This window comes from Streptomyces viridosporus T7A, assembly GCF_008704515.1.
In the GTDB taxonomy this organism is placed as follows: domain Bacteria; phylum Actinomycetota; class Actinomycetes; order Streptomycetales; family Streptomycetaceae; genus Streptomyces; species Streptomyces viridosporus.
In genome coordinates this window covers 5,918,284-5,944,800 of record NZ_CP023700.1, presented here as the reverse complement: position 1 = coordinate 5,944,800, position 26,517 = coordinate 5,918,284, and the positions used below count along the sequence as shown (strand labels likewise).

18 protein-coding genes and 1 pseudogene are annotated in these 26,517 nt (G+C 70.4%); 8 read left to right on the top strand and 11 right to left on the bottom strand.

All coding sequences use genetic code 11. The features are described from left to right. Nucleotides 1-50 precede the first annotated feature (50 nt). The 5 genes from CP969_RS27505 to CP969_RS27480 all read left to right on the top strand — a co-directional run bounded on the left by CP969_RS27505 (nucleotide 51) and on the right by CP969_RS27480 (nucleotide 9,707). On the top strand, nucleotides 51-4,028 hold the full coding sequence (locus CP969_RS27505) for a type VII secretion protein EccC (RefSeq protein WP_016824424.1): 3,978 nt from the start codon (nucleotides 51-53) through the stop codon (nucleotides 4,026-4,028). Between the two features lie 424 nt (nucleotides 4,029-4,452). Next, on the top strand, nucleotides 4,453-4,995 hold the full coding sequence (locus tag CP969_RS27500; protein ID WP_144055247.1) for a hypothetical protein: 543 nt from the start codon (nucleotides 4,453-4,455) through the stop codon (nucleotides 4,993-4,995). An 844-nt stretch (nucleotides 4,996-5,839) separates the two neighbouring features. After that, nucleotides 5,840-6,292: a hypothetical protein gene (locus CP969_RS27490; RefSeq protein ID WP_004982720.1), complete on the top strand. Its 453-nt coding sequence runs from the start codon at nucleotides 5,840-5,842 to the stop codon at nucleotides 6,290-6,292. Between the two features lie 68 nt (nucleotides 6,293-6,360). Further along, complete coding sequence (locus CP969_RS27485) at nucleotides 6,361-8,616, top strand: hypothetical protein (protein WP_223887112.1); 2,256 nt, start codon at nucleotides 6,361-6,363, stop codon at nucleotides 8,614-8,616. 83 nt (nucleotides 8,617-8,699) lie between these two features. Then, complete coding sequence (locus CP969_RS27480) at nucleotides 8,700-9,707, top strand: hypothetical protein (RefSeq protein ID WP_039830842.1); 1,008 nt, start codon at nucleotides 8,700-8,702, stop codon at nucleotides 9,705-9,707. A 126-nt stretch (nucleotides 9,708-9,833) separates the two neighbouring features. Here the strand turns inward: CP969_RS27480 and CP969_RS27475 are convergent, their stop codons facing one another. The 7 genes from CP969_RS27475 to eccB all read right to left on the bottom strand — a co-directional run bounded on the left by CP969_RS27475 (nucleotide 9,834) and on the right by eccB (nucleotide 17,178). Continuing rightward, on the bottom strand, nucleotides 9,834-10,136 hold the full coding sequence (locus CP969_RS27475; protein ID WP_004982726.1) for a WXG100 family type VII secretion target: 303 nt from the start codon (nucleotides 10,134-10,136) through the stop codon (nucleotides 9,834-9,836). Nucleotides 10,137-10,182: 46 nt separating this feature from the next. After that, on the bottom strand, nucleotides 10,183-10,524 hold the full coding sequence (locus CP969_RS27470; protein WP_004982728.1) for a WXG100 family type VII secretion target: 342 nt from the start codon (nucleotides 10,522-10,524) through the stop codon (nucleotides 10,183-10,185). A gap of 107 nt (nucleotides 10,525-10,631) precedes the next feature. After that, on the bottom strand, nucleotides 10,632-11,954 hold the full coding sequence (locus CP969_RS27465) for a S8 family serine peptidase (RefSeq protein ID WP_171817456.1): 1,323 nt from the start codon (nucleotides 11,952-11,954) through the stop codon (nucleotides 10,632-10,634). Next, nucleotides 11,951-13,693: a hypothetical protein gene (locus CP969_RS33310; protein WP_171817457.1), complete on the bottom strand. Its 1,743-nt coding sequence runs from the start codon at nucleotides 13,691-13,693 to the stop codon at nucleotides 11,951-11,953. The genes CP969_RS27465 and CP969_RS33310 overlap by 4 nt, the downstream gene beginning before the upstream one ends. Continuing rightward, nucleotides 13,693-14,130: a hypothetical protein gene (locus tag CP969_RS27455; protein ID WP_223887111.1), complete on the bottom strand. Its 438-nt coding sequence runs from the start codon at nucleotides 14,128-14,130 to the stop codon at nucleotides 13,693-13,695. Before CP969_RS27455 ends, CP969_RS33310 begins: the two co-directional genes overlap by 1 nt. Before the next feature lie 235 nt (nucleotides 14,131-14,365). Next, nucleotides 14,366-15,628, bottom strand: a complete 1,263-nt coding sequence (gene mycP / locus CP969_RS27450; RefSeq protein ID WP_016824434.1) for a type VII secretion-associated serine protease mycosin — start codon at nucleotides 15,626-15,628, stop codon at nucleotides 14,366-14,368. A gap of 14 nt (nucleotides 15,629-15,642) precedes the next feature. Beyond that, entirely contained in the window at nucleotides 15,643-17,178 is a 1,536-nt protein-coding gene (eccB, locus tag CP969_RS27445; protein WP_026084835.1) for a type VII secretion protein EccB, read from the bottom strand. Nucleotides 17,179-17,385: 207 nt separating this feature from the next. Between eccB and eccE the strand changes: the two genes are divergently transcribed. The 3 genes from eccE (at nucleotide 17,386) to CP969_RS27430 (ending at nucleotide 23,031) form a co-directional block, all read left to right on the top strand. Beyond that, nucleotides 17,386-18,702, top strand: a complete 1,317-nt coding sequence (eccE, locus tag CP969_RS27440) for a type VII secretion protein EccE (RefSeq protein WP_016824436.1) — start codon at nucleotides 17,386-17,388, stop codon at nucleotides 18,700-18,702. Further along, a complete protein-coding gene (locus CP969_RS27435) occupies nucleotides 18,699-19,550 on the top strand; it encodes a hypothetical protein (RefSeq protein WP_016824437.1) in 852 nt (283 codons plus the stop codon). Before eccE ends, CP969_RS27435 begins: the two co-directional genes overlap by 4 nt. A gap of 403 nt (nucleotides 19,551-19,953) precedes the next feature. Further along, nucleotides 19,954-23,031: an SCO5717 family growth-regulating ATPase gene (locus tag CP969_RS27430; RefSeq protein ID WP_150474971.1), complete on the top strand. Its 3,078-nt coding sequence runs from the start codon at nucleotides 19,954-19,956 to the stop codon at nucleotides 23,029-23,031. A gap of 123 nt (nucleotides 23,032-23,154) precedes the next feature. Here CP969_RS27430 and CP969_RS27425 read toward each other — a convergent pair whose 3' ends face one another. From CP969_RS27425 to rbfA, 4 genes and pseudogenes are all read right to left on the bottom strand, one after another. Continuing rightward, entirely contained in the window at nucleotides 23,155-24,108 is a 954-nt protein-coding gene (locus CP969_RS27425; RefSeq protein ID WP_004982749.1) for a bifunctional riboflavin kinase/FAD synthetase, read from the bottom strand. A gap of 232 nt (nucleotides 24,109-24,340) precedes the next feature. Next, nucleotides 24,341-24,636 (bottom strand): annotated as a pseudogene (locus CP969_RS34755) (hypothetical protein); the annotation flags it as partial. 498 nt (nucleotides 24,637-25,134) lie between these two features. After that, nucleotides 25,135-26,040 carry a tRNA pseudouridine(55) synthase TruB gene (gene truB / locus CP969_RS27415; protein WP_016824440.1) on the bottom strand — a complete coding sequence of 302 codons (906 nt, stop codon included), beginning with the start codon at nucleotides 26,038-26,040 and terminating at the stop codon, nucleotides 25,135-25,137. Beyond that, nucleotides 26,037-26,486, bottom strand: a complete 450-nt coding sequence (rbfA, locus tag CP969_RS27410) for a 30S ribosome-binding factor RbfA (RefSeq protein WP_004982755.1) — start codon at nucleotides 26,484-26,486, stop codon at nucleotides 26,037-26,039. Before rbfA ends, truB begins: the two co-directional genes overlap by 4 nt. Between the last annotated feature and the right edge of the window lie 31 nt (nucleotides 26,487-26,517).

The window sequence follows — 26,517 nt, the reverse complement described above, 5'->3', positions numbered from 1 at the left end:
CGGGGTGGCGGACGACAAACCCGGCGGGCCGGCAAGGGAATTGGTGAGCAGTGAGCCAGATCGTCGTGAAGCGTCCGCCGCGGGCGCTGCCGCCGGAGGTGCCCACGGGCGAGGTCGTCGTGCAGCCGCCGCCCGAACTGCCGCGGGGGCACCAGGAGAGCGTGCTGATGCAACTGCTGCCCACGCTCGGCATGGGCGGCTCGGTCGTCTTCTTCTTCACCAGCGGGCAGCCGTTCATGCGGATCATGGGCATGGTGATGATCGCGTCGACGATCGCCATGTCGATCGCCATGGTGGTCCGCTTCCGCCGCGGCTCCCAGGGCCAGCTCGCCGATCTGCGCCGCGACTACCTGAGTTACCTGTCGCGGACCCGCCGGACCACCCAGGAGACGGCGCGGGCGCAGCGTGACGCCCAGTACTACCTCCACCCCTCCCCCGAGCAGTTGTGGGCGCTGGTCGCCGAGGGCAGCCGGGTGTGGGAACGGCGGCCGGGCGACGAGGACTTCGCGCAGGTGCGCATCGGTCTGGGCCCGCAGTCCCTGGCCACCCCGCTGATCGCCCCCGAGACGGGCCCGGTCGACCAGCTGGAGCCGCTCACCGCGGGCGCGATGCAGCGGTTCGTCGCGGTGCACGGCACCCTGGACGACCTGCCGATGGCGGTCTCCCTGCGCGCCTTCTACCACGTCGTGCTCGGCGGCGAACCGGAGTCCGTACGGTCCTCCGCCCGCGCCCTGACCGGTTCGCTCGCCTCGCTGCACTCCCCCGAGGACCTGGTCGTCGCGGTCGCGGCGGGCCGGGAGGCGCTGCCGCACTGGGAGTGGGCCAAGTGGCTGCCGCACGTGCAGCTTCCCGGTACCACGGACGGTGCCGGCTCCCGCCGTCTGATCAGCGGCGACCCCCGTGAGCTCGAGGACCTGCTGGCCCCGCGCCTGACCGGACGCCCCCGCTTCCATCCGAACGCCGCGCCCCTACCGGACACCCCACACGTCGTCGTCGTGCTCGACGGGGTGTCCCTGCCCCCGGACTCCCTGCTGGCGAGCCCCGAGGGCCTGCAGGGCGTGACGGTCGTCGAGGTGGCCGAGGGGGAGCCGTCCGGTGTCCGCGGCGACCTCTCCGTCGTCGTACGGCCGCGTTCGCTGCACCTGGAGTCGGCGCACGGCGTCGTCTACGAAGGAACGCCCGACGTCCTGTCGTACGAGTCCGCGGAGGCGCTGGCCCGGCAGCTGGCGCCGCTGCGGATGGCGTCCGGCGGGGACGACGACGAACCGCTGCTGGCGAACCTGGAGTTCACGGACCTGCTGAACCTGGGCGACGCCGCCTCCGTCGACACCCGGCGCACCTGGCGGCCGCGGTCGCAGGCGGAACGGCTGCGGGTGCCGATCGGCGTCGGCGAGGACGGCCGCCCGGTGATGCTCGACATCAAGGAGGCGGCCCAGGAGGGCATGGGCCCGCACGGCCTGTGCGTCGGTGCCACGGGTTCCGGCAAGTCGGAACTGCTGCGCACCCTGGTGCTGGGCCTCGCGGTCACCCACTCCTCCGAGACCCTGAACTTCGTCCTGGCGGACTTCAAGGGCGGCGCCACCTTCGCCGGCATGGCGCAGATGCCGCACGTGGCAGCCGTGATCACCAACCTGGCGGACGACCTGACCCTGGTCGACCGCATGGGCGACTCCATCCGCGGCGAACTGAACCGCCGCCAGGAGATGCTGCGCGACGCGGGCAACTACGCCAACATCCACGACTACGAGAAGGCGCGTGCGGCGGGCGCGCCGCTCCAGCCCATCCCCTCCCTGCTGCTGGTCATCGACGAGTTCAGCGAACTGCTGACCGCGAAGCCGGACTTCATCGACATGTTCGTGCAGATCGGCCGCATCGGCCGGTCGCTGGGCGTGCACCTGCTGCTGGCCTCGCAGCGGCTGGAGGAGGGCCGGCTGCGCGGCCTGGAGACGTATCTGTCGTACCGCATCGGTCTGCGCACCTTCTCCGCCGCCGAGTCGCGGGCGGCCCTGGGGGTCCCGGACGCGTACGAACTGCCGAACGTGCCGGGATCGGGGTTCCTCAAGTTCGGTACGGACGAGATGGTGCGGTTCAAGGCGGCGTACGTCTCGGGCGTCTACCGTGCCGGGGGCCGGCGGGACGCGTCCGCGGGCGGCCCGCTGCCGGTGGACCGCCGACCGGTGCTGTTCACGGCGGCGGAGGTGCCGGTGCGGTACGCCCCGGTGCCGCGGCAGCGGACGGACGCGGCGGACGGCGCCGGCGAGGTGGACGACGCGCTGGCGGACACCGTGCTGGACGTCGTCGTGCGCCGGCTGGAGGCCCAGGGTCCGGCGGCCCACCAGGTGTGGCTGCCGCCGCTGGACAGCCCGCCGTCCCTGGACGGGCTGCTGCCCGGCCTCACCGCCGTGGAGGGCCGGGGTCTCACCCAGCCCGGTTACGAGGGCGCCGGACGACTGGTGGTCCCGGTCGGCCTCGTCGACAAGCCGTACGAGCAGCGCCGCGACCCGCTGTGGGTGGACTTCTCGGGTGCGGCGGGCCACATGCAGGTCCTCGGCGGCCCGCAGTCCGGCAAGTCGACGCTGCTGCGTTCGCTGATCTGCTCCTTCGCCCTCACGCACACGCCGCACGAAGTGCAGTTCTACGGACTGGACTTCGGCGGTGGCGGCATGTCCTCGCTGGCCGGACTGCCGCACGTCGGCGGCATCGCCTCCCGTCTGGACCCGGAGAAGGTGCGGCGCACGGTGGCGGAGGTCTACGGCGTCCTGACCCGCCGTGAGGAGTACTTCCGCACGTCGGGCATCTCGTCCATCGCCGAGTTCCGGACCCGGCGCGCCCGCGGCGACATCTCGGCCACCGATCAGCCGTGGGGCGACGTCTTCCTGGTCATCGACGGCTGGGGCAACTTCCGCGCCGACTACGAGGCACTCGACCAGGTGATCCTCGACATCGCCGCCCGCGGCCTCGGTTACGGCATCCACCTGGTCCTGTCGGCCTCCCGCTCGATGGAGGTCCGCTCCGCCCTCAAGGACAACCTGCTGAACCGGCTGGAGCTGCGGCTCGGCGACCCGATGGACTCCGAACTGGACCGCAAGGTGGCCGCGAACGTTCCCACCGGTGTGCCCGGCCGCGGTCTGTCGCCGCAGAAGCTGCACTTCATGGCGGCCGTGCCGCGCATCGACGGCCTGACCTCCGACACCGACCTGGCGGACGCCACGGCGGCGCTGGCGGCCGAGGTGTCCCGGCACTGGGAGGCTCCGGGCGCCCCCGAGGTCCGTCTGCTGCCGCGCGAGTTCCCGGCGGACCGGCTTCCTCCGGGCGACCGCTTCCCGAAGCGCGGCATCGCCTTCGCGCTCGACGAGGACAACCTGGAGCCCGTCTTCGTCGACTTCGACCAGGACCCGTTCTTCCTCGTCTTCGGCGAGAGCGAGTCCGGCAAGTCGAACCTGCTCCGCCTGCTGATCAACCAGCTGACGACGCGTTACCCCGGCGACGAGTGCAAGCTGTTCGTCGTGGACAACCGGCGCTCCCTGCTGGGTGTCACCCCGGACTCCCACCTCGCCGAGTACATCCCGATGTCCAACGCCATGGACCACCACATGGCGGCCCTGGCCGACCTGATGAAGCGGCGCACCCCCACCGCCGACGTGACCCCGCAGCAACTGCGGGACCGGAGCTGGTGGCGGGGACCGACGGTGTACGTGGTCATCGACGACTTCGACCTCGTCGCCACGTCGAGCGGCAACCCGCTGAGCGGCCTGACGGAGCTGCTGCCGTTCGCCCGGGACGTGGGCGTGCGCTTCATCATCGCGCGGTCCACGGCCGGCGCGAGCCGTGCCTCGTACGAGGCGTTCACGCAGCGCATCAAGGAGCTGGGGGCCCAGGGTGTCGTCCTGGCCGGCGACCCGGCCGAGGGCGACGTGCTGGGCGGGGTGCGGCCGCGGCCGATGCCTCCGGGGCGGGGCGTGTTCGTTTCCCGGCGGCGGGGGCGGCCGTTGGTGCAGACGGGGCTGGTGGCGGAGGAGGGGTTCTGATGGTCGGGGTCGGCGCCGTGATGGCGCTTCGGGGTGCGGCGGCGCAACGAGCGGGGGCCGGCGGGATCAGGGCGCGGCGCGCAGCACGTGCGCCTCGTAGCCATTCTTGCCCGGTGCCGCGCCGGCCAGTGGTCCGCCCGTCGACGGGCCGTGACCTTCTTCAGGAAGGCGGTTGATACACATGAGTTCGCTGACGCGCAGGAACCGGACACAGCGGGCCGGCACGGGACCGGATCGTCCCCGTGCGGTGGCGCGTGCGCTTGCCCTGGCAGCGCTGCTCTCGCTACCCGCGCTCGCCTGTGGGGCCGACTCCGGCAGAGGGGAGGAGGCTGAGCGCGCCCCGGTCTCCTCCCCCACGGCCACCGACGGCTCGGGCCCCGGCGGGACCTCTGCCGAAGCACGCATCGACCAGGTGAACGAGACCATGCGGAACACACCGTTCAGCGGGATCGGCACGACGACGGCCTTCGATGAAGGACTGCAGCAGATCCGGTGGAACCCCGAGCAGGGTCTGCACATCAAGCTCACCGGAATCAGTGGCGACGACATGTACTGCAAGGACGGCGTGACCTACACGAGTGCGGGTCTGCTGGCGCTGAGCCTGGAGTCCAAAGGCGTACGGATCACCGTCCCGGCCCGGCTGGACGACGTCTATGTGACCACGGAGAGCGAGCAGGGCTGCGATTCCTACTTCGCGGTGCCGTCCGGCGTCTTCGCCCCCGACAAGGACAAGGAGATCGAAGGGGTCCCGGCACAGGCCGTCGTGGCGTCCTCGGGGGCCGCCTCAGACGTGTATTACCTCAGCGAGAAGGACCCTGCGCGCCTGCTGAGGATGGAGTCGGTGCGGAACGGGCGCAGAAGCGGCACGACGTACGTCGACTTCGGCAAGGCGACCACGGTGACCCTGCCGGACACCGACCGGGTCATGACCATGGAGGAGTTCCGCGCGGAGGTGGACGCGGACTGAAGTCCACAGGAGCAGGCGAGCGCCTCCGGCGGCCCGGTGAACGACTGGGCCCCGTCCCTGTGCGGCCCGCGACTCGTGGGCGGGCTTCGGGCCCGGCGCTTCCCGGAGCGGCTCCGGGCGGAGCGTCGCCTGCCGACACCACTGAACGTCATCACAACTGTCCCGGCCGCGACGGTGCCGGGCGGTTTCCGGTACCGGCTGCGCTCCCACCGGCGGGTCGACAAGGGCCGCACCGCTCAGGACAACGACGGCAGCATCGACCGCGATGGCCGACAGGCCCACCACCACGGAAGCAGGAGGGAGGACCGGTGATCGGCATCGCCCCGGGGCCACTGCTCTTCTTCGTCGTCGGCTGGTTCTTCGCACTGAACATCATGGGGTTCGCGCATCGGACTCACCGGTTCGCTTCCCGTCGCACACCGATGATCGGTGCCCCGGTCGTCTTCCGCATCATGGGACGGATCTGGATCTTCGTGAGGGGGCACCTTCCTCGCGCTGGATCTGCTGGGTTGAGTGCTCCTGGTTGTGCCGCAGCGGTACGGGAACGACGGTCGGGCCGGGCAGCCTGCCGGTGTGCGGCCGAACCGGTGGCCGGTCGCCGGAAGAACCGTCGGGAGCTGCGCGAGCGCCGGATCCCGCCGGTGACCTTCCGCAAGGGTGCCGGGGGCATCGGAGCCTGGGTGAGCCCGGGCCGGCCAGGACACGGTTGTGGGAGGAGCTTCGTGAGGAGGTCGGGGCGGGCTGATGTCGACCCTGTGTCAACAGGTGCCCTCGTGATCCACAAGTCGGCCTGATTGTTAGCCTGTCGGGCGCACGCCGATCGAGTGAACGGGGACGAGAAGGCATGACGGAGCCTGTCGCGGAGCGGTACGGGAACGACGGCGGGGTCGGGCAGCCGGTCGGGATGCGGCTGAACCAGTACCCGGCGGACCCGGGAGGCGCGCCCGGGCCCGTGATCGGCGGCCAGAGGGACCTGGCGTCCAGTCCCGCGCAGAAGAAGGCCGCGGCCAAGGCCATCGAGGAGCACCTCGAGCCCGACACCCGCAAGGCCGGCGACCGGGCGGACGAGGAGACCGGCGCCGCGGTCAAGGCCTTCGCCGCCAAGGACGGCCACGGGTGGGTCACCTCCGCGGCGCTGAAGAAGGCGCACAAGACCTGGGGCGAGCAGGTGCAGAACCTGATGAACCGCCTGGGCTCCGAGAAGGAAGCCCTGCGCAGCACCAACATCCTGTTCCAGAACAACGACTTCAACGTCGGCCTGGGGATCCGCAAGTCCTCCAGCCTGGACGGCTACTGAGCCGCCCACCGCCGATTGTTCACGCCGACGCGCACCGCGGGGGACGCATGCCGACGTACCACGAGATCATGACGACCGACCTGGCCACGCTCACCACGGCGGCCGACGCCTGGGACGACATGGCCAAGGAGTTCAACAAGCAGGAGAAGGCCTACAAGCGGGACGTGCACGGCGTGTCCATGGGCCAGACCTGGCTGGGCCTGAGCGCGGACGCGGCCAACCGCCGCTTCGACATCACGCTCAAGGAGTACCAGAGCGCCCAGATTGAGGCGAAGGCCATCGCCTCCCTCCTGCGGGACGCCCACACCCAGTTCGTCGATCTGCGCGGCAAGCTCAAGGCCGCCCGCCAGGGTGCCGTCGACGCCGGCTTGAAGGTGTCCGACCAGGGCGTCGTCTCCTACGACACGACACAGCTCGACGAAGGCACCCGCAACGCCTACCGCCACGACCCCGACTTCCAGGAAAGCGTCCGCAAGAGCATCCGCTCCTGGCAGGACCGCATCGACCAGCTCGTCAAGGACGTCACCGACGCCGACAAGGGCGTCGAGATCGCCTTCAAGGCCGTCGTCGTCGACTCCGATCTCCTCGACGGCACGTCCAACGGCTTCAACGGCCGGGCACAGGGTGACATCGAGAAGTACGAGGCGGAGAACGCCGAGGACATCGCCACCCGCCTTGTGGACGGCAAGAAGGTGTCCGCCGCCGAACTCGCCGAACTCGACCGCGCCTTCCGTGACAACTCCGACAGCAAGGTGTTCAGCCAGGCCCTCCTGAAGGGACTCGGCCCCGACGGCACCATCAAGCTGACCAACGAGCTGAACCAGCTCGCCTATGACGACGACAAGAAGAACAAGGCCCAGTACCTGGAACTGCAGGGCGGTCTGGCCGACACCATCGCCAAGGCCACCCAGGTGCCCGGCTCGGTCACCGACGCTCCTCCCGGATCCCAGAAGTTCAAGGACTGGCTCGCCAGCGACGATGGCAGGTTCTACCGGCAGTGGATGGACAGCCTCGACAAGCACGGCACCAAGAACTACGGGGCCGGCGACCATCCGCTCTACGGCTACCAGTCGTTCGTCAGCCTGATGCAGCACAGTAGCGTCAAGTACGACGACCAGTTCCTTTACGAGTTGGGCGACGACCTGATAGCGGCAGAGAAGGAACAGTCCAACATCTTCGCTCCGTGGGGGGCCAGCCACGACGGGGTCCGCGCGGACGCCCTCGACGGACTTCTCGGCATCATGAGCAAGAACCCCGACGCGGCCACCGCCTTCTTCGACCCGGCGGGCAATGGCTCGGGCTCCGACCATGTCGGCAACAGCCACTTGAAGTATCTGCTGAACGAGCGTGAGTGGCCGCAGATCAGCGTCCCCGCCTCTGTTACGGTCATCACTACCGACGACCCCTTCAGCCGCATGGGGCTCGGCGCGGCACTGGAAGCGGCGGCGACCGGGCACCCGCCTCTTCGAACTGGAGAGGATCCCTGGCCCGATATGAAGCACACCGAAGCCCAAGCGCGTGTCATGAACTCCATCATCAAGGAGCTCGCACCGGTCGTGGACACGGATGAGGGCATTCACGCGAACCTACGTCAGCCTTTGGCCAACGCACTCGGCGAGTACGGATCGGACACGCACAACATTCTCGTCGGTGTGGACATCGATTACATCAGTGCTGCCGGAGGCAACGGCTACTTCACCGAAGACAGTTCGACCCACCTGGCCACCGACGCGAAGAGCCTTGTACAGGTGTTGCGTGGCCTCTCCGAGGACCCAGCGGCGTACTCGACTTTGGAAAAGGCAGAACTCCGCCACATCAGCAATGTGCTGGGAACCATGCCGGAAGGGGCGGCCCACGGAGACATCGACGAGAAGCTGGAGAACCTGGGCAGCGGTCTGGGTACGTACTCGGCCATCAAGGAAGACGTGATCAACGACAAGCGCATGGACAAGTATTCCGAAGCCGACTGGAAGATGAAGGCCGCCTACCACTTCATCGGTGGCGCGCTCACTCCTCTGTACGTCACGACAGGCCCAGTCACCATCGCCTACGGCGACGCCCTCCAGCGTGGTGTGGACACTCTGACCTGGGACCTGGGTAACTCCATGAAGGCAGATGCGGACGCCGAAGCGAACGCTCAGATCGCTGACACTTATCTCAATGCCAACCAACAGGCCGCCTACATCGTCGACGGCTGGGCGCAGGGACGGTCGGACATCGAGGCCGACAGTCCGGAGAGCCAGGCACTCACCACCAACATGCTCCAAGGCCGCAGTCGGGGGGCCGAGACCGCCGGAAAGTACCTGACAGACACGACGAACTGACACCAGCGGCACTGAAACGTCTCTCTGCCACACGGCGGTAGTACTGCCGCGGCAGTACGAAAACCCGCACGACCGGCCAACTCATGGAAGAAAATGTGAACGGAGCAAGGCGCCCGGGCGCCAAGTCACTCATCGTCATTCTGTGCGTCATTGGCCTCGTGGCAGGGCTGGGCACATGGCTGTACATCGATTCTCGTGGCGAGCAGGACTCCTGCCAGGAACTTCTGCAGCACGAGCGCATTCCCGCAACTCTCGAATTGGCTTACGAGTCCGACTTGAGTTGTGCGGAGCTCGGTGCTGCCATCAAGCGTGCGACGACCGGACCACAGACCGAGCAGCATTCGCTGGATCAGGCTCAGGCGATGAAGAATGTCCTGGTGGCAATCGACAACGTCATCGGGGAAGGTCCCGCCCCCTTGGACCAGCAACTGACCGGTCCCGTTTCGATGGCACTGGCGGACTATGCCGAGGACATGCACGCGATGCTGACACCCGGCAACACGGAGTACGCCCGCCGCGCGCTGCCCTCTGAAAAGGCATGGACGGATTCCGAAGGTGTGCACATGTCGATCCCACTTAAATCGCTGGTGCGCATTATGACGTCCCTTTCCGTCGACCCCGAGGCCTACGCGACTCTGCGCGATGCAATGACCCAACAAGCGGCTCAGGAGTTCGCTGCCGCGCCCCGCAGTAAATCCAAGGAAGCCTTGTCTCCTTATCCTCCGATTACTGCGTGGACGCTCGGCACCATGGACGCAGTAGCAAATGCCGCACGGGAAAAGGCAGGCAAGGAGAATTCGAAAGATTGGGAGGAGAAGACCTTCACTCGCCTGTCGTCGAAGAAAGCAGGTCAGGTGCCTTCTTTCGACGAAGACCCGGCTGGACACATCGTCGCCACCTGGAGGAAAAGCCTTCCCTCTGACCCGCCCGACGATCTTATCGAAGTCCTCGAAGCACAGAGCACCGAACTGGTCCGGGTGTGGAGCACTGCTCTGGGTACGAGCAGCAAGGTCCAGGCTTCTCTGGTCAACGACGCACGTGGCGCAGCGTGGTCCGCACAGGATTCGACGCTGCGGGACCTGCGCGGCTGATACTTCGGGCAAAGCCCGGTCCTGCCGCGCCATGACGCACGACAGGGTGGACACCTCCCGCGCGTGTCCACCCTGTTCGCTTCTCTGCGTGCGCTGTGCGCGCTCTGCGCGCTTCCTGCGGCCGGTCTACAGGAAGTAGCTGGCGCCCTTCAGATCGCCGCCGCGGTAGTCACCGCCGGCGGTGCCGACCCGCTGGGCGATGCTGACCAGGGCCTGGTGGATGCCGTTGGCGTGACGGTCCCACTCCTTGGTCTTCTTGGTGAACTCCTCGTACGCCTCGCCGCCCCAGCCCGCGGCCGCGTCGAGCACGGCCTTCTTGAGGGCCTCGAGGTCCTCCTCGAGCTTCCTGGCCTGGTCGCCGAGTTCGGTGGCGAGCGCGTCCATGGTGCCGTAGGAGACGGCGAGCTCGTCGTAGTGGGCTCCGGACATGTTTTCCTCGTTTCGTTGAAGACCGGAAGGTGGTCGGTGGCTCGCGTCAGTAGCTGCTGAGTGCCGAGGTCTTTCCGCCGAGGTCCTCCACCGAGATCTTGGCGATGTCGGCCTCGATCTGGCTCTCGAGGTTCTGCTTGTCCTTCTTGTTCAGCTGGATGCCCTCGAGGAAGTCGTCGAGCATCCGGCCGATCGCGGCCATGTGGCGGTTGATCTCCGTCTGCTTCTTGTCGAAGGCGATGGCGCCCTGACCCGTCCAGTTCTTCTCGATCATGTCGATCGTCCCCTGGAGGCGGGCGAGAGACTGCCTGATGGAGTCGTACCGGTCGATGACGTTCGTCTGGAGCTTCTGTACCTGGGCCTCATAAAGCTTGCGGCCGTCAGCCATGTCGGCGGTCCCTTTCGTGAGAGCGGTGGTGCGGTGCGGCGTGGCACCGCGTGGTGGTGGGTGGTCGGTTGTGCCCGTACCGGGTCGGCTGCTCTGTGCGCCTTTCCCTACGCGCCTCGCCGTGAGCGGATCACGGCGAAGGCGCCGCCTCCGATCACCAGGGCCGCCGCTGCGGCTCCGAGGGCCACCCAGAGGGTGGTGTTGCCGGAGGTGTCCGTCTCGGAGGCGGTTGCTGATGCCCGGTCGCCCTGGTCATCGCCGTCCGACGTCTCTGTTCCCTTCGAGGGCTCGGTCGACGGAGAGGGGGAGGCAGCCACCGGCTTGCCCGACTCGTCCACGACGCCCCTGAAGTTCTCCTTGGCCAGAGGGTCGGTGTCCGCCGGGCCGGGGTTGAAGTCCTTGTTCTCCAGGACCTTGCGGGGACGGATCAGGCCGTAGCCGAGGTATGTGCTCGGGTCGTCCCTGGCCCAGTCGCGGCCGGCGGTGTCGATGAGGCTGGCGAGGACCTGGTTGGCGGTCCAGTCGGGGTGGGCGGACCAGACAAGGGCGGCAGAGGCGGAGGCGATTGCGGAGGCCATACTCGTTCCTTCACCTGTGCAATAGGAACGGAAAGTCTTGTCGCACCAGGTGGGTACGTCGAGCCCCGGGGCAGCTAGGTCAACGTAGTTGCCGTGCTGTGAGAACTCCCCTACGACGCCGGACTCGTCCGAAGCAGCAACACCGACTACATAGGGGTAGGCGGCTGGGAAACCGGTAAACTCCGTCTCCATTGCATCGTTACCCGTACCGGCAAACATCAATTTCCCCTTGTCGTGGGCGTACTTCATCGCTTCACGAACATCGGGGAGATCTATTTTTCCACCGAAGGACATATTGATGATCTTCACATCGCTGTCGGCAATCGCCCTGATGACTTTCGCCAGGTGGGGCGCCTTCTGCATCTCTGCCTTGTCGAGGCCCGTAAGCGCGACCCGGTAAGGAACAATCTTGGCGTCGGGAGCTAGACCTCTCAGCGTGCCGTCGGCACCAGTACCTGCGATCAGCTCAGCCATACTGGTGCCGTGGCCGTCGTAATCTTCGGTGGCCTTATAAGAGACCTCTTTCGGGACTTCGTCAGTGAGGACTTGCCCCTTCAATGAGGGGGTATCGGGATTCACTCCCGTATCGACGACGGCGACCTTGACGCCCTTGCCGGTGCTCGCCTTCCACATCTCCTCGGCCTTCATCGCCGAGAGATACCACTGTTTCGGCTGGACGTCTGCAGCTGCTGCACCAGGCGTCAGTCCTACCGACAGGATGGCCACGGCACCAAGCACTGAACAGGTACCGGCAACCCGTCTCCTGTATCGCCTCGGAGAGGGCGCGCTCCGCCTAACACGTCGGCTGAACCTTGACACCATGCTCTGTCTGTCCTTCTTCAATCCGGTCAATCGGTCGCCGATGTATCGCGTCGTTCATCGCGACGTGAACGACCCGCGCTGGAGCCGCGGTTGCCTGCGGCACCACGTTGTGCCCCGGAACCCTCAGAGGTACGTCCGTTGTTCCTTGTACCGGGAACCATTCCGTTGGGCGTTCCGACGACACCGTCAGGACTGCTGACGGAGCGACGGGGTGCCTGCCCCGTGTTCGGCGTCGCAGGAGGCGCTCCGATCACACCGTGCTGACCGGGCCTCTGTCCGGTCGTGCGCGGGCCGGGCACGCCTTCACCACCGATGACCGTGCCGCGCGGCGGTCTGGAGTTGTTGCCGCCGGGCGCAGCGCCGGTGACCGGCCGACCGCCGACAACGCCATCGTTGGTGCGTCCGGAGCCGCTGCGACTGGGGGGTGTGGCGCCCACAGTCCCCATGGGACTGCGTGGAACACTGCCGACTTGTCCAGTCGCCGCTCCCCCGGACCTCGGCATGCCGCCGATGATGCCACGTCCCACAGGACCAGTTCCGCGGCTCTCTGCCTGCCCCGGCATAGCGGTGCGTCCTACTTGCCCTAGAGGGCCGGTCCCCCGACCCCCCACCGATCCAGGTGTGGCGGCACGTGGGCTTTGTCCCAGAGGGCCGGGTCCCGTACGAGCTGTCGGGCTGCTGCCTGCCGCACCCCCCACTCGTCCCTGTACCGACGGAGGAATCTTGGTCACGGGCGCGCCACTGGATCCTGTGGCGCGCCCGGTGGTCCCGCGAAAAACAGGTGGGACCGCGCCCGAGGCCACAGGTGGAAAGACTCCTGCGGCAGCCGGGCCGGTCGTCGACGGCGGCGCGACGTTGGTCGGCCTCATGGATTCCTGGGGAGGCAGCGTACCGACGCTGTTGATCTCCGTACCAACTGCCTGCGGGACAGGTCTGTCAGCTTCTTTGAGCGCCGACAACTGGTCCCCTGGCCCTTGCTCCTTTACTGCGGTCACCATGGAATTCCGCACAGAGCTCTCTGGGGCGCCCTGAGGTGTCAATACCTCATGAGGAGCACCTCGTTCAATCGGGTTTCCAGTAGAAGGCGACGGCAGCGGCACCCCCACATCCGGCATCTTCGGGAACACCGGCTCCTCGGCCGCCTGCATCGCCCCCGCCGACACCGTGTAGTACGACGCCAGGCGGTACATCTGGTTGATGGCCTCCTGACGGTGCTTCTCCGCCTTGACAGCCGCTGTGTACTCGTCGTTGCTGTCGACCCGTTTGGCCTCGGGGATGTCGTCAATGGCCTTGGGGTTGCTGCGGGTATCACGCGGAGGCATGGACTTGCGGACGGAGGCGAGGCCGGAACTGGCGGCCAGGACCTGGGTACCGACGACGTCGGCGTAGTCGGCGATGCCTTTGGCGGTTTCGACGAGGCTGGTGGCCCATTTAGTGAAGGCGGTGTTGGACTCGCCCTTCCAATCAATGCCCTTGAGGTTGCCGTTGAGTTCCCCGGCGGCCTTCTGGATGGCGTTGCTGGCGGCGACGAGTGCCTCGGCCGCCGACTCCAGCAGTGCCGGGTTGGCGGACTCGACGATGTCGACCATGTCGTTGAGGTCGTAGCCCTCGAAGCTGGTGGAGCCGAAGTGGAAGCCCCTGGGGGAGAAGGGGCCGAAGGGGCTGACGAACCTCGTCATGTGCGTGAACGCGTCGAGCGCGCCGTTCTGCGCCTGGGCCTCCTGGCGCTCCTCCTGGTAGGGGTCCGGCGTCTTCTTGTCTCCGCTCATCAGTACCCCGCGTCGGTGCGATCGGCGCGGTTGTCCCGCTGGAGTTGCTGTTCCAGCATCTTCTCCCGCGTCTGATTGATCTCAAATCGGATCTCGTGGAACCGCCGGCGCTGTTCCTCTTCGAGGTTGTCGAAGGTGACGTCCACGCCGTGCACGGCGATCCGCATGGCCTCCAGTTGGAGACCCAGTGACTTGGAGAGCGCGGTGATCCTCTCGTGGACCCGCTCGTACTCCAGGTGGAGCCGCTTGCCCTCCGGGAAGGCACCGCTGCCGAAGGCGCTCTCCGACAGGCTGTGAGCTCCGACCTTGGACGGGCCGCCCGCCGATTCCTCGAAGGTGGCGAGCAGGTCGTCCACGCGCTTCTTGAACGTCGACAGTGCCATCACGCCGCGGCGCACGTCCGCGGCGCCTCCGACCATGTCTTCAGGAAGCCCCACGTTATTCCTCCCCGTTTTCCCCGTGTCGCGGTCGGTCCTGCGCAAGTCGCCGGGTGGGTACACCACTGAAGCGATCACGACCGCTACGGCCCACTCTAGTGACTGACACCGACAGCCCCAACTGCCTTATGCAGGAGCAGTACTGTCAACTGACAGACATACTCCCCTTCTTCACCCGGCCGATACGGTTCCCACAAGGGTCACGGATGTCCGGGCGACGGTCGAGCGGTGTTCGTCACGTTGCGGTGCGGCCCCTGCGAACGCCCGTGCCACGGGCCCTTGCGCGCGCGTCCCGGATCGCCACCGCCGTCCCGCCGAGACCCGCGACCAGGATCGCCGCGCCGACGGCCACGTAGGTCGCGAGGCGGGCGTTGCGTTCGTCGGCGGTCTCGCCGAGCGGGAATTCCGCCGCGGCGGGGGCCTCGGCCTTGACCAGGCCCTCCCGGGGGCGGGGGGACTCGATCGGCCGGTCGTCCTCCGTCAGCGCGCGGACGGGGTCCACCACTCCCCAGCCGACCAGGCGGTCGTGGCCGGCGACGGTGCGTTCCGCGGTCTGCTCGATCTGGGCGACGATCTGACGTTGCGTCCAGTCGGGGTGCTTGGCCTTGATCAGCGCCGCGACGCCCGCGACGTACGGCGCGGAGAAGCTGGTGCCGTTGTCGGAGCAGTGACCCCCTCGGGGGACGGTGGAGATCATGTCGACGCCCGGGGCCGCCACGTCGACGAAGTCGCCGGACTGGGAGAAGGAGGCGCGCTCGTTGTTGCGGTCGGAGGCGGCGACGGCGAGGACGCCTTCGTAGGAGGCGGGGTAGGTCTTCTTGACGTTGCCGCCGGCTCCGTCGTTGCCCGCCGAGGCGACGACGACGATCTCTTGCTCCAGGGCCTCGTTGACGGCTGCTTCCAGGTCCGGGGCCGGCTCGGCGGCGTCCGAGGTGTCCTGGGAGATGTTGATGACGTCCGCCTTCGCCTGGACGGCGTGGCGGATCGAGGCGGCGAGGGTGTCGGTGTCGCCGTGGCCCTCCGCGTCGTTCTGCTGGATCGGGATGATGGTCGCCTCGGGGGCCAGGCCCACGAAGCCGGTCTTGTCGGCGGGACGGGCGGCGATGATGCCGGCGACCTTGGTGCCGTGGCCGACGGTGTCGGTGGTGCCGTTCTCGTTGCCCCGCTCGATGGGGTCGCCGTCCTCGTCCTTAAGACCCTTGGGCAGGAAGTTGCGGCCGCTCTTCACGTCCACCGCGTCCTTCAGCTGCGGGTTCCTCACGTCGACGCCGGTGTCGATGACGGCGACCCTGACGCCCTTGCCCTTGGACTGGCTCCACAGCTCGTCGAGCTGGACGCGTTGGAGGGACCAAGGGCGGCCGGGATAGGGCGCGTTGGGGTATTCGCACTGGCCGGAGAAGGAGTCCGCGGCGGCGGACGGCGGTGCGAGGACCACGGGAACCGTCAGCAGGGCCGCGGCGGCCGCCGTCCGGAGGAGGGGCAGGCGTGTGTGTCGCATGGCGGCGCCCCCTGCTACGAGCCCTGCGGCTGGCGTGCCGCTGCCGTGGACAGGCGGGGGCCCGTGGGGAGGAACGCGGACCAGGCGGCGGGGATCGGCGCGGGGTCCACGTCGGCGTAGCCGAGGCGCGTCTGGGCCTGCTGGGCCTCCTGCTCCAACTGCTTCCTCTCCTCGGCCGACATGCCGATGCCGGCGTCGTCGGTGGCGCTGTCCGCGTTGGACTGCAGCACGTAGCGCAGGCCGGTGTCGGTCACCAGGAAGACGGGGCCCGCCTTCGTCTCCGTGCCCTGGAACTGGCGGTAGAGCTGGCCGGATCCGGGGGTGACGTAGGCACTGGAGGAACCGGTGGGGAGGTCGGCCGGGAAGTCGGTGCCCGCCCAGGTGCTGAGGGTGGTGGCGCCCTTGTCGCCGACGCCGCGCAGGACGTTGCAGACCGTGTTGCGGCTGCCCGGGGCGTCCGACGCCTCGTTGACCGGCTGGGGGGTGCCGGTGGGCCAGTCGTGCTCGGTGCCGAAGGGCTTGCCCGGGACGATCGCTCCGGGGCTCGTCTCCAGCGCCTGACCGGCCTGCCCGACCTGTGCCAGGTCCTTGCTGAACAGCAGCAGTTGGGCGACGAAGGCGGAGACCGGGGCGACCCGGTCGGGCAGCACGACGTAGTACTGCTCCTTGTTGTTGTCGAACGCCTTGAGCACGGTGCCGACCTTGTCGGCCGACTCGTCGAGCTGGCCGGGGGCGTTCGCCGGTGCGCCGGGCGAGCCATCGATCTCCGGGAAGGTGATCGGGTCGCCCTGGTGCAGGGTCGCCAGCCACTCCCGGGACACCCGCTGGGGCTCGCGGCCGGAGCCGACGACCGTGCGGAGCAGCAGTTCCAGTTCGTCGCCGGTGTCCACCTCGTCGACCCGGTACGCCGTACCGCCCGGGTCCACGACGAAGCGGTTGCCGTCGGGGTCCGCCACGTAGAGAAGCTGACCGCCGGTCAGTTTCTGCTTGTCCTCGGTCAGTTCCTTCTCGCGGTCGGCGAGGACCAGCGCGGCCTTCTGGACGGACCCCCCGCCCGCGCTCGGGCGCTCGCAGACGACCCACCGCTTGGCGGCGCCCGCCTCCTTCCCGGAGGGCAGGCGGTCGGGGGCGTACGGGATGCCGATGGTGGCGCCGTGCGGGATCTTGCCGTTGTCGAGGAGCGACTCGCTGACGGTGACGACGTCGCCCTTGCCGGGGGCCAGGAGGAGCTTGGCGGACGCCATGTTGAGCACGGGGTGCAACTGGACCTCTTTACCGGTCCTCAGCACGACGTACCGGGTGGTCGACTCGCTGGCGATGATCACTTTTTCGTTCGGGGTGTCCCAGCCTTTGGGTGCGGTCGGCTTGAACATGCCCCAGGCGCCGAAAACGGCCATGATGATCACACCGATGACGAGCCCGGGCACGACGCCGCGCAACGGGCGCGGCGCTCCTTCCTCAGAGCCCTGCGGGAACGACTGGACGAAGGCCGCGAGCAAGCGGCGCTTCGCGAAGGTGTAGGCATTGAGCTGGTCCCGCCGAGATGCCATGGATGCGTGTCTCTCCCCGTGTTCCGCCCGTGTTCCGCCCGGGTGGCGCCGGGGGCCGCCGTCCCCCGCCCGCCGATGTCGGACCGGCCCCCTACTATGCCTGGTACGGGAAGCGACTTGAGGAGCGGGTAGGGTGCCTGGGCCCTCAAGGGCCTGGTGCCGTGCTGGAATTCCAGCGAGTTGTAAACAAATGGGGGGGATGGAGTGATGGCTTCCGGAACGCGGGCGCCGCGCCGTGGCCGGACCCGGGCGCGCGACTCCGCCGAACCCGGGGCGGGAGCGGCACGGCAGGCGTCCGCGCGGGGCGGCCTCCACCTCAAGGTGCGCACGGGTCGGCCGGGTTCGTTCCGGCTGCAACGTATCGTCCTGCTGGAGCTCGCAGCCGCCGTCCTCCTCACCGGGTGGGTGATCGGCCCCCTGGCCCTGGTGCCCGCCGCCGTCGTCGCCGTCGTCCTGGTCCTGCTGGCCTTCGTACGCCGCCGGGGCCGCTCCCTGCCCGAATGGATCGCCACGGCACAGGCCCTGCGCTCCCGGCAGAAGAGCGCCGCGAAGCTGGTGGTGCCGCCCGGCACGGAGCCGGGGCTCGCTCCGGCCGTGGAGTGCGATCCGAGCCTGCGCACGTATGCGTACGGCGGCCGGGAGCGGCGTCCCGTCGGTGTCGTCGGGGACGGCACCTTCGTCACCGCCGTGGTGCAGGTGGAGGCCGATGCCACGGCCCTGCGTGCCGAGCGGAGCCGGCGGCCGCTGCCGCTGGCCCTGGTGCGGGACGCGCTCGAGGTGGACGGGATCCGCCTGGAGTCGGCGCAGATAGTGCTGCACACCCAGCCCGCGCCCGCGCTGCATCTGCCGCGGCAGTCCGTGGCCGTCAGCAATTACGCGCCGTTGCAGGAACAGACCGGCGCTCCCGCGGTCCGCATCACCTGGATCGCGCTGAAACTGGATCCGGAGCTGTGTCCGGAGGCCGTGGCGGCCCGGGGCGGCGGTCTGGTCGGCGCGCAGAAGTGCGTCGTGCGCGCCGCCGACCACCTCGCCAGCCGGCTGACCGGTGCCGGGTTCCGTGCCACGGTGCTCGACGAGGAGGAGCTGACCTCGGCCATCGCCACCTCGGCCTGCGCCAACCCGCTGGTGACGGCCGAGGCCGGGCGGGCGGACCGGCAGGAGCGGCGGACCGAGGAGTCCAGCCGCAGTTGGCGCTGCGACAACCGCAGGCACACCACGTACTGGATCCGCAGGTGGCCTCCGCTGGGCGGGGACCGCGGGGTGTCACTGCCCCAGTTCGTCGCACGGGTCACGGCGGTGCCCGCGCTCGCCACCACCATCAGCCTCACCCTCGCCCACGCGGACCGGCGGGAGATGGCGCTGAGCGGCCACCTGCGGGTGACCGGGCGCAGCGCCGAGGAGTTGACCGCGGCGCGGCGCGCGCTGGAGGACGCCGCCCGGGAGTCGGGCGCGGCGCTGGCGCGGCTCGACCGGGAACAGCTGCCGGGTGTACTCGCCACTCTGCCCCTCGGAGGTGCTCGGTGACGGCCATGACGACGCGGACCGCCGGCGGACCCGGTGCGTACGGCGCACCGGGAGCGGCCGGGGGGCCGGGAGTGCCGGGCGACGCACAGTCGCCGGCCGCGGCCGGGGCCGGGGCATCGCAGTCGGCCGGCCGGCGGGCGCACGAACTGCTGCGCACCGGCTTCGGTCTGCTCGGCCCGCGCCACGGACGGCACACCCTGTCCGCGGACGACCTGGACACCCTGGCGCTGCCCATCGGGGACGACGGCGTCGTCATCGGGGTGGACGCCGAGGGGCAGCCCGCCGTGCTGGGGCTGAACCGGCCCACGCCGTACGACGTCGTGCTCATCGGCGGCCTGTGGACGGCCCAGGTGTTCGCGCTGCGGGCCGCGGCGACCGGCGCGCGGGTGGCCGTGGAGACCGGGCGGGCACAGGCCTGGACGCAGATGGTGCACGCCATGGGCGGTGGACAGAACGGGCTCGCGGTGTACGACGTGGGGCGGGTGCCCCCGCAGGGCGCTTCGGCCGGTACCCCGGTGCTGGTGGTGCGGGACTGCGGCATGCGGCCCCCGCGGGGGCGTGTGGTGTCCGGCCCCTGGCAGTCGGTGCTGACGCTGCTGCCTTACCTCAGCCCCGTCGCGCCCCGGCTGCTGCGGCAGGCCCGGCTCGTGGGTGTCCAGCGGATATCGCCGGACGAGGCCGGGGAGTTGGGCCGCACGATGGGGCTGCCCCGGGCCGACGTCGACTCCCTGCCGACCCTCGCCGACGGCATCACCCTCTGGTGCTCCGATCGCGACCGGCAGTACGTGATGACGCAGCCGACCGATGCGGAGGTCGGGTTGCTGGGCACGCCGCGGCGGATGGACTGACACCGCGGCGGGCCGGCGGCACAGCACAGGGCAAGCGCAGGGGCAGGGGTAAGTCGGCCCGGCAAGTGCCTTCTCTGTCATGGTGGTTCGGCGCGGTCCGTCATTTTTCGTCCGGTGCGCCGGGGCTTCGGGAGCGGCGGCGTCGGGCAGATTGCCACGGAGCGGACGCGCACCGAGCGGTGGACGGGTCTGCCGGGGTACCGGTGGTGGTGATTAGGCTGGGATCGGGCGCGGCGCCTGAGCCCGTGAACCAGGTGGCGACGCCCCAGGGGGAGCCGGTGGATCGGTCGACCGTGAATCGGACGGCCTCACAGCGGCCTCGGACGGCCTCGAACTACTTCGGATGACGAGAAACGGTCGCACCAGCACGGCATGAGGGTGCTCGACCACACCAGGAGGAACTGTGAGCAGCGATCGGGACGGGACGCGCGGGGGCTGGGCGACACCCGGCGATGACCAGCCCGACGCGGAGTCCGCCGTCGAGGCGACGGGCGAGTTCACCATCGACTACGCACCGCCGGCCTGGTACACGCAGAACGCTTCGGGGAGTTCGGGGCCGGGGGTGCCCTCCGCGCCCGCCGCGTCGTCCTCCCCGGACCCCTCGCCCTCCTCCGGTTCTTCTTCCGGCCCCTCTTCCCCCACGCCCCCGGTCCCGGCTTCGCCTCCGGCCGCGGGGTCCTCCCCCGTTCCGGCACCGAGGGCGCCCTTCACGCCGCCCGCGCCGCCGGTCGGGGAGCCCGTGGCCGTGCCCGGTCTTCCGGTGGGGAGCGGGTTCGAGCCTCGGCCTCGGGAAGAGCAGGAGCCCAACGAGGCGCCGACGCCTCCGTCTTCGCCCGTGACCGGGGAGGAATCCGGCAACGGGGACCTCGAGAGCGGTGCCACCATCCGGTTCTCCGCCGCCGCGTTGAAGCGGGAGATCCAGGAGCGGGAGGCCGAGGCGGGGACGCCGTCCGCGCCGGTTGCCGACGAGGACCGGGACGGGACCGACGGCACGGACGCCCCGGCCGGTGCGTCGGACGTCCCGGGGGCGGGCGAACCGGAAGCGGTTTCCGGGACCACCGGCCCCTCCGACGGGTCCGGAACGCCCGACGCTCCCGGTGCCCCGCACGGGTCCGACGAGAGCCGTCCCGACCGTGCCGTCTCCTCCGAGCACGAGGAGGAAGCGGCGGACGCGAAGGCTCTGGAAAACGCGGAGCACGCGGAGCACGGGAAGAACGGGGAGAACACGGCAGACGCGGAGGACGGGGACGCCGGCTCTTCGGTCACCGACGTGGAGGACGCCACCGCGTCGGCGGTCCCGGAGACCGGACCCGAGGGTGCGGTGCCCGCGGCGGACGACGGACCGACGGCCGCCGGACCCGAGGACGCCGAGCCGGTGGACGACGCCGCCGCGCCCGCCGCCGCGGCCCCCTCCGACGCTCCCCGGGACACCGTCCCGGCCGCGCCCGATGCCCCGCCCGCCTGGACGCCACCGGCACCGCAGGGAGTGCCTCCGGTACCGCCCGCTTTCCCCGCCGCCCCGGCGCCCGCGAGCCAGTGGCCCGCGCAGCCGCAGCAGCCGCCGCAGGCACCGGCACAGCCGGCGGCGGCCCAGGGCGGGCCGGTCGTCCCCGGCCAGCAGCCGCCGTTCCAGCCGCAGGCGCCGCAGCCCGCGCCCGCCGCCTGGAACGCACCGGGTGCGCAGGCACCGCCGCACCAGGTGCCGGCCCAGGCCGCACAGCCACCCGCCCCGCAGGCCGGATACGGCTTCCCGCAGCCGGGGGCTCCGGGCCCCGCCGCCCAGCAGCCCCCCGTCCAGCCCCCCGTCCCGCAGCCCGGTTACGGCTTCCCGCCCGCCGGTCCCGCCCCGACCCCGAACCCCCCGGCCCAGCCCGGCGGTTACGGCTTCCCCCAGCAGCCGCTCCCGCAGCAGGGACAGCCTCAGCACCCCGGTGTGCCGCCGCAGGCCCAGCCGGGCGCACCGGCTCCGTACGGCGCCGGTCCGCAGCCGCAACCGGTGCAGCCGCAGCCCCCGCACGCCGGCCAACCCCCGCATGCCGGCCAGCCGCCGCAGCCGCCCGTCGATCCGCGGGTCGGGGCCGCCTGGCCGCAGCCGGTGCAGCACGACCAGCGGCAGCCGACCAACCCCGGTGCGGCGCCGCTCGGTTACACCGCGGCCGTGGAGCTGTCGTCGGACCGGCTGCTCAACAGCAGGAAGCAGAAGGCGAAGAGCAGCCGTCCCGCGGCCGGCGGGTCGCGGTTCAAGCTGGGCGGCAAGAAGGAGGAGGCCGAGCGGCAGCGGAAGCTGGGACTGATCCGCACGCCGGTGCTGTCCTGCTACCGCATCGCCGTCATCAGCCTCAAGGGCGGTGTCGGCAAGACGACCACGACCACCGCGCTCGGCGCCACCCTCGCCAGCGAGCGGCAGGACAAGATCCTCGCGATCGACGCCAACCCGGACGCCGGTACGCTCGGCCGCCGCGTGCGGCGCGAGACCGGGGCCACCATCCGTGACCTCGTGCAGGCGATCCCGTACCTCAACTCCTACATGGACATCCGGCGGTTCACCTCGCAGGCGCCCTCCGGCCTGGAGATCATCGCCAACGACGTCGACCCCGCCGTGTCGACGACGTTCAACGACGAGGACTACCGGCGCGCGATCGACGTGCTCGGCAAGCAGTACCCGATCATCCTCACCGACTCCGGCACGGGTCTGCTCTACAGCGCCATGCGCGGGGTGCTGGACCTCGCCGACCAGCTCATCATCATCTCCACCCCGTCCGTGGACGGTGCGAGCAGCGCCAGCACGACGCTGGACTGGCTGTCGGCGCACGGGTACGCCGATCTCGTCTCGCGGTCCCTCACCGTCATCTCCGGCGTGCGCGAGACCGGAAAGATGATCAAGGTCGAGGACATAGTGACGCACTTCGAGACGCGGTGCCGCGGTGTGGTCGTCGTGCCGTTCGACGAGCATCTGGCCGCCGGTGCGGAGGTCGACCTCGACATGATGCGGCCGAAGGTGCGGGAGGCGTACTTCAACCTCGCGGCGCTGGTCGCCGAGGACTTCGTCCGCCACCAGCAGTCGCACGGCCTGTGGACCTCCGACGGCAACCCGCCGCCGGTCGCCGCCCCGCCGCTGCCGGGACAGCCCGTACCGGGACAGCCGCCGGTCCAGCCCGGCCAGGGATATCCGCAGGTTCCGGGGCAGCCCGTCCCCGGTCAGCCGGGTCCGTACCCGCAGCAGCCCCAGCCTCAGCCCGGCCAGCCGTACGCCCAGCCCGGCCAGCCCATGCCGGGACAGCCGCCGGTCCAGCCCGGCCAGGGGTATCCGCAGATTCCGGGGCAGGCGTATCCGCAGGTTCCGGGCCAGCCCTACCCCCAGCCCGGCCGGCCGCCTCAGCAACCCCAGCCGTCGCAGCCGCAACCCCAGCCGCAGCCGCAGCAACCCCAGCCGGGCTACGGCTACCCCCAGTCCGGCCAGCAGCCGCCCGCGCAGCAGTAGGCCGGGGCACCCGCGTCTCCGTCCGACCGACCGGTCCCTCCCGAGGGACCGGTCCCCCTCCCCGCCCGCGCCGTCCGTACTCGGCGCGGGCCGCTTCGCGTCCGGGGCGGGATCCGGCCGCCTCTACGGCTTCCCGGCCGCGGCCACCAGTTCCTTGCAGCGCTCGACGTCCCGCGCCATCTGCTCCATCAGCGCCTCGAGCGTGTCGAACCTCGCCTGGCCGCGGACGAAGGCCAGGAAGTCGACGGCGACGTGGAGGCCGTACAGGTCGAGGCCGACGCGGTCGATGGCGTAGGCCTCGACCGTGCGCTCGGTGCCGTCGAACTGGGGGTTGGTGCCGACGGAGATGGCGGCCGGCATGGCCTCGCCCTGGGCGTGCAGCCAGCCGGCGTAGACGCCGTCGGCAGGGATCGCGGTGTGCGGGAGGGTCTCGACGTTGGCGGTGGGGAAGCCCAGCTCGCGGCCGCGCTGGGCGCCGCGGACGACCACGCCCTCGACGCGGTGCGGGCGGCCGAGGATCTCGGCCGCGCCGTCGACGTCGCCCTCGGCGACCAGGCGGCGGGTGAGCGTGGAGGAGAACGGCTCGCCGCCGCCCGCCTCGCCGGTCACGTACAGGTCGACGACCTCGACCGCGAAGTCGTATATCCGTCCCTGCTCGGTGAGGAAGTCCACGGTGCCCGCGGCCTTGTGACCGAAGCGGAAGTTGGGGCCCTCGACGACCGCCTTGGCGTGCAGTTTGTCGACCAGGACCTTGACCACGAAGTCGGCCGCGGACAGCTTGGAGAACTCGGTGGTGAAGGGGAGGATCAGGACCGCGTCCACCCCCAGCTCGGCCATGAGTTCGGCGCGCCGGTGGTGCGGGGCGAGCAGCGGGGGGTGGCTGCCGGGGCGGACGACCTCGCTGGGGTGCGGGTCGAAGGTGACGACGACCGCGGGGACGCCCAGTTCGCGGGCGCGGTCCACGGCATGCCGGATGATCAGTTGGTGCCCACGGTGGACTCCGTCGTAGGAGCCGATGGTGACGACGCTGCGCCCCCAGTCCTGGGGGATGTCCTCCAAGCCACGCCAGCGCTGCACTGTCCCTGCTCCTTGTCGAAACCTCGTCGTACCCGAGTCCGTGGACTCCCGTGGACTTCTCCTGCGCAGGTCTAAGAGTGCCATGCCGCAGACCCGCGGCCCGCATCGGCATGGAGCTGTGACCGGGTACACGCGCGGTGCGGGCCCGGCCGGGGGTGCCTACGCCCGTCAGGTCCTCGATCGTCCGGCGGGCGCCGGGTCCCACGACCGCGGCCCACTCCCGCGGGGCGTCCGCCGGCCGACCGAGCGCGCGGTCACCGGCGGTGCGGGCGTACGGTGCGACGCGCAGGCCGTACGTCGGAGCCACGGCCCGGCGCGCGGGCCGCTCTCGTCCCGCGCCCACCGGTCGACCGCCCGGTACACCGCCGGGGGCTCCGCTTCGGCCGGCACGGCGAGCAGTTGGTCGGCCCGCCGGTGCGCGCTGTCGGCGAGCGCCTCCGCCGGCGCGTCCGGGGCCGCGCGCCGGTGGGTGCGCGGCAGGGCCTGTGCCGCCGTCGCCACGGTGGCGCAGGCCGGGGAGGCCGTCGGCGGTTTCGTGGCTGGTGATCACCGTGCCGTGGTGGTCGGCCGCGAAGCCGGTGCCGCGCGGCCGGCCGGCGAGGGCCCGGGCGCGGACCAGGACGTCGTCGCCGGGGTGATCCCCCGTGGTCGCACGGGAGCGGCCCGAGGGGTCCGGGCGGCCGGAGGGGCCCGAGCAGCCCGAGAGGCCCGGGCGGCCGCGGAGGTCCGAGGGGGCGCCCGGAGTGTCCCGTCCGTGACGGGACCGGTTCCGCGACCTCATCGTCGAGTCCTCCGCCGTACCACCGTGCCCTTGCGCCCGGCGGTGCGGCCGGAATGATCGGCGGGACAGCCCGCTCGGCGAACGCGCCCCCTTCCACTCCCCCGGTTCACTCCGAGCGCCCGCACTTACGGGTGAACAGGCGGGGACGGATGGATAACCCTAGGGGTGGGGGAACCGAGGGGGACCGTGGAGCGGCGGCATGTCCATCCCCGTGACGCCGCTCCACGGGCGGAACCGGCGGCCGGTCAGCCGAAGACGGCCAGGCTCTTGGCCTTGCCCTTCTGCTGCTCGGCGAGGGCCAGGAACCGCCCCTGGGGGCCGAAGACGGCCACGGGACCGGAGCCCGCGTACTCGTCCGGCATCTCCAGTCGCACGCCGTTGGTGAGCAGCCGGGCCCGCCGGGCGTCGATGTCCCAGCGCGGGAACGCGGCGGCGGCGGCCTCGGCGATCGGCATCACGGTCAGCTCCTGCTGGAGCTGGTCGAGCGTGCGGGCCGCCTCCAGCTTGTACGGGCCGACCCGGGTGCGGCGCAGCGCGGTGAGGTGCCCGCCCACGCCGAGGCCGGCGCCCAGGTCGCGGGCGAGGGCGCGGATGTAGGTGCCGGAGGAGCAGACGACGGAGACCACCAGGTCGAGCACGGCGGTGCCGTCGTCGGCGACGGCCTCCCGCACGTCGTACACGGAGAACGAGGAGACCGTGACCGCCCGTGCCGGGATGTCGAACTCCTCGCCCTCCCGGGCGCGTTTGTAGGAGCGCACGCCGTTGATCTTGATGGCGCTGACCCTGGACGGCACCTGCATGATGTCGCCGGTCAGCTCGGCGACGCCGGCGTCGATGGCCTCGCGGGTGACGCGGGAGGCGTCGGTGGAGGAGGTGATCTCCCCCTCGGCGTCGTCGGTGAGCGTGTTCTGCCCGAGCCGGACGGTGCCCACGTACTCCTTCTCGGTCAGCGCCAGGTGGCCGAGGAGCTTGGTCGCCCTCTCGACGCCGAGGACGAGGACGCCCGTCGCCATCGGGTCGAGGGTGCCGGCGTGGCCGACGCGCCGGGTGCGCGCGATGCCGCGCATCTTGGCGACCACGTCGTGCGAAGTGAAGCCCGACGGCTTGTCGACGATGACGAGGCCGTCGGGCGCGGTGTGCTTCTGGGTCATTCGGCGGTGTCGTCCGTCTCGTCGTCGCCCGGCTTGCGGTACGGGTCGGCGCCCCCGGCGTACGTGGCGCCCGCGGACGCCTCGCGCACCTTCGCGTCGGACTGGCGCGCCTTGTCGAGGAGGTCCTCGATGTTGCGTGCCGTGTCGGGCAACGCGTCCATGACGAAGGTCAGGGTCGGCGTGAACTTCACGCCCGCCGCCCGGCCCACCTCGGAGCGCAGGATGCCCTTGGCGCTCTCCAGGCCGGCCGCCGCCGCCTTGCGCTCCTCGTCGTCCCCGTACACCGTGTAGAAGACGGTCGCCTCCCGCAGGTCGCCCGTGACCCGGGTGTCCGTGATGGTGACGTGTGTGCCGAGCCGCGGGTCCTTGATCCCGCGCTGCAGCTTCTGGGCCACCACCTCTCGGATGAGGTCCGCCAGCCTTTTCGCCCGCGCGTTGTCGGCCACTGGTCCGTCTCCCGTTCTTTCCTGTCTGCGT

Excerpts from the sequence above, each read along its gene's own strand:
- CP969_RS27500 (WP_144055247.1), top strand. The coding sequence starts at position 4,453 with ATGCGGAACACACCGTTCAGCGGGATCGGCACGACGACGGCCTTCGAT.
- CP969_RS27490 (WP_004982720.1), top strand. The coding sequence starts at position 5,840 with ATGACGGAGCCTGTCGCGGAGCGGTACGGGAACGACGGCGGGGTCGGG.
- CP969_RS27485 (WP_223887112.1), top strand. The coding sequence starts at position 6,361 with ATGACGACCGACCTGGCCACGCTCACCACGGCGGCCGACGCCTGGGAC.
- CP969_RS27480 (WP_039830842.1), top strand. The coding sequence starts at position 8,700 with ATGGAAGAAAATGTGAACGGAGCAAGGCGCCCGGGCGCCAAGTCACTC.
- CP969_RS27475 (WP_004982726.1), bottom strand. The coding sequence starts at position 10,136 with ATGTCCGGAGCCCACTACGACGAGCTCGCCGTCTCCTACGGCACCATG.
- CP969_RS27470 (WP_004982728.1), bottom strand. The coding sequence starts at position 10,524 with ATGGCTGACGGCCGCAAGCTTTATGAGGCCCAGGTACAGAAGCTCCAG.
- CP969_RS33310 (WP_171817457.1), bottom strand. The coding sequence starts at position 13,693 with ATGAGCGGAGACAAGAAGACGCCGGACCCCTACCAGGAGGAGCGCCAG.
- mycP (WP_016824434.1), bottom strand. The coding sequence starts at position 15,628 with ATGCGACACACACGCCTGCCCCTCCTCCGGACGGCGGCCGCCGCGGCC.
- eccB (WP_026084835.1), bottom strand. The coding sequence starts at position 17,178 with ATGGCATCTCGGCGGGACCAGCTCAATGCCTACACCTTCGCGAAGCGC.
- eccE (WP_016824436.1), top strand. The coding sequence starts at position 17,386 with ATGGCTTCCGGAACGCGGGCGCCGCGCCGTGGCCGGACCCGGGCGCGC.
- truB (WP_016824440.1), bottom strand. The coding sequence starts at position 26,040 with ATGACCCAGAAGCACACCGCGCCCGACGGCCTCGTCATCGTCGACAAG.